At 38.9% G+C, this 2,653-nt stretch carries 6 protein-coding genes; all 6 read right to left on the reverse strand.

What is annotated here, in order from left to right:
* Window positions 1–16: 16 nt before the first annotated feature.
* Window positions 17–574: a 50S ribosomal protein L6 gene (gene rplF, locus AAGC65_RS25815; protein ID WP_343115332.1), complete on the reverse strand. Its 558-nt coding sequence runs from the start codon at window positions 572–574 to the stop codon at window positions 17–19.
* Between the two features lie 17 nt (window positions 575–591).
* Window positions 592–990 carry a 30S ribosomal protein S8 gene (gene rpsH, locus AAGC65_RS25820; protein WP_166095868.1) on the reverse strand — a complete coding sequence of 133 codons (399 nt, stop codon included), beginning with the start codon at window positions 988–990 and terminating at the stop codon, window positions 592–594.
* 150 nt (window positions 991–1,140) lie between these two features.
* Window positions 1,141–1,410, reverse strand: a complete 270-nt coding sequence (gene rpsN / locus AAGC65_RS25825; RefSeq protein WP_343115333.1) for a 30S ribosomal protein S14 — start codon at window positions 1,408–1,410, stop codon at window positions 1,141–1,143.
* Window positions 1,403–1,966 carry a 50S ribosomal protein L5 gene (rplE, locus tag AAGC65_RS25830; protein WP_343115334.1) on the reverse strand — a complete coding sequence of 188 codons (564 nt, stop codon included), beginning with the start codon at window positions 1,964–1,966 and terminating at the stop codon, window positions 1,403–1,405. The genes rpsN and rplE overlap by 8 nt, the downstream gene beginning before the upstream one ends.
* Entirely contained in the window at window positions 1,966–2,310 is a 345-nt protein-coding gene (gene rplX / locus AAGC65_RS25835) for a 50S ribosomal protein L24 (protein WP_343115335.1), read from the reverse strand. The genes rplE and rplX overlap by 1 nt, the downstream gene beginning before the upstream one ends.
* A gap of 1 nt (window position 2,311) precedes the next feature.
* The coding region (gene rplN / locus AAGC65_RS25840) for a 50S ribosomal protein L14 (protein WP_343115336.1) at window positions 2,312–2,653 on the reverse strand (342 nt) is incomplete at its 5' end.

The following is a 2,653-nucleotide window of genomic DNA, read 5'->3' on the forward strand; positions in this document are numbered from 1 at the left end:
TTAGCTGCCATGACGATTATTTTTTAGATGCTGATTTACCTGCTTTTCTTCTTAATACCTCGCCAACAAACTTGATACCTTTACCTTTGTAAGGCTCTGGTGCACGTAACGAACGGATCTTCGCTGCTACCTGACCAATAAGTTGTTTGTCTATTGATTCCAAGATGATGGTTGGGTTTTTACCCTTATCAGCAGTGGTTGTAACTTTAATTTCTTTTGGTAATTCAAATACGTAGTGGTGAGAGTAACCCAACACTAAATCCAAAGTATTACCTGTATTGGTAGCACGGTAACCTACACCAACTAATTCTTGCTGTACTTTGTAACCTTCTGTAACGCCTACTACCATGTTATTTAAAAGCGCGCGGTATAAACCGTGTAACGCTTTATGACGTTTTTGATCAGACGGGCGCTGAACTAATAAGTTGCCGTCTTCCTGTGCAATGGTGATATCGCTATCAACCGCTTGCTCTAACTGACCTTTAGGACCTTTTACAGTAACAACATTCTCAGCTGATACAGTAACAGTAACTCCTGCAGGCAGTGCTATCGGTGCTTTTCCTACTCTTGACATTGCTTAATTTCCTTCTATTAATAAACGTAGCATAAAACTTCGCCACCAACATTTTGCTGACGCGCTTCTTTATCAGTCATTACTCCTTTTGAAGTTGACAGGATAGCGATTCCTAAACCATTTAATACTCTTGGCATGTTTGATGTGCCTGCGTATTTTCTCAAACCTGGTTTACTGATGCGCTGTATGCTACGGATAGCAGAAATTTTAGTTATCGGGTGGTACTTTAATGCAACTTTAATGCTGCCTTGCGGACCAACTTCCTCAAACTTGTAATTGGCAATGTAACCTTTGTCGAAAAGCACTTTCGTGATTTCCTTTTTCAGATTTGATGCAGGAATTTCAACAACCCTATGGTTGGCTTTAATAGCATTCCTTACTCTTGTAAGATAATCTGCGATTGGATCTGTATTCATTTTATTGTGTTATGACGGTGGTTTCCTTTCCGTAACATCCGGAACGACCTGCCATCGGTTAATTCTTTTTTAAAAAGCAAAGCGCAAAAGTAAGAATTCAAAACGTATTTTACGATGTTTTGAATCCTTACTTTTGAACATTGATATTTTTTACCAGCTTGCTTTCTTTACTCCCGGTATTTTACCAGCTAATGCCATATCACGGAATGTAACACGTGAGATGCCAAACTGGCGCATATAACCACGAGGACGGCCGGTTAATTTACAACGGTTATGTAATTTTACCGCTGATGAAGCTTTAGGCAATTTATCTAAGCCAATATAATCGCCGGCTTCTTTAAGGGCTGCTCTTTTCTCTGCGTATTTAGCAACCAATTTAGCGCGTTTAATTTCACGTGCTTTTACACCTTCTTTAGCCATTGCTATTTTGATTTTTAAATGGTAATCCAAATTGTTTCAACAACTCCAATGCTTCAACATCGTTAGTTGCGGAGGTTACAAAGGTAATATCCATACCTTGAATTTTATTGATCTTGTCAATGTTAATTTCAGGGAATATGATTTGCTCAGATATACCTAATGTATAGTTACCTCTTCCGTCAAAACCTTTATCGTTGATACCTTTGAAGTCACGGATACGTGGCAAAGCTACAGCGATCAAACGATCTAAAAACTCATACATTGTATTATCACGTAAAGTTACACGTACGCCTACAGGCATGTTTTTACGTAATTTAAAGTTTGAGATATCTTTTTTAGATTTTGAAGCAACTGCCTGCTGACCAGTAATGGTAGTTAACTCAGTGATGGTGTTCTCGATCAATTTCTTGTCGGTTGTAGCACCACCTACACCCTGGTTAATGGCAATTTTCTCCAATTTAGGAACTTGCATTACGCTTTTGTACTGAAATTTATCTTTCAGCGCGGTACGTATCTCGTCCTTATATTTTGTTTTTAATCTTGGTACGTAAGTCATTACTTAATTTCCTCCCCTGATTTTTTTGCTACCCTTACTAATTTGCCGGCATCGTTTTTCTTACGGCCAACACGGGTTGTATTACCTGTTTTAGGATCAACCAGCATTAGGTTTGAAATATGTATAGCAGCTTCTTGTTTTACAATTCCGCCGTTTGGATTAGCAGCATTAGGCTTAGTATGTTTTGATACCATATTGGCACCTTCAACAATAGCCTTGTTTTTGTCTACTATTACCTCAACTATTTTACCTTGTGTTCCTTTTGAATCACCGGCAATAACTTTTACCAGGTCGCCCTTGCGGATCTTTAATTTACCAGGCTGTGCGTTTTTTTTCTTTTCCATGTTACAATACCTCCGGTGCTAATGATACAATTTTCATAAATTGTTTCTCACGCAATTCTCTTGCAACAGGGCCAAAGATACGTGTGCCTCTTGGCTCGTCCTGGTTATTTAACAAAACAGCTGCGTTATCGTCGAAACGGATGTATGAACCATCTTTTCTGCGGATCTCTTTTTTGGTGCGTACTACTACGGCTTTTGATACAGTACCTTTTTTAACGTTACCTGAAGGTAAAGCGCTTTTTACAGTAACTACTATCTTATCGCCGATTGAAGCGTACCTTTTACCAGTACCGCCCAATACACGGATCACTAAAACTTCTTTAGCTCCGCTGTTATCGGCTAC

Source organism: Mucilaginibacter sp., from assembly GCF_039207105.1.
Lineage (GTDB): Bacteria > Bacteroidota > Bacteroidia > Sphingobacteriales > Sphingobacteriaceae > Mucilaginibacter.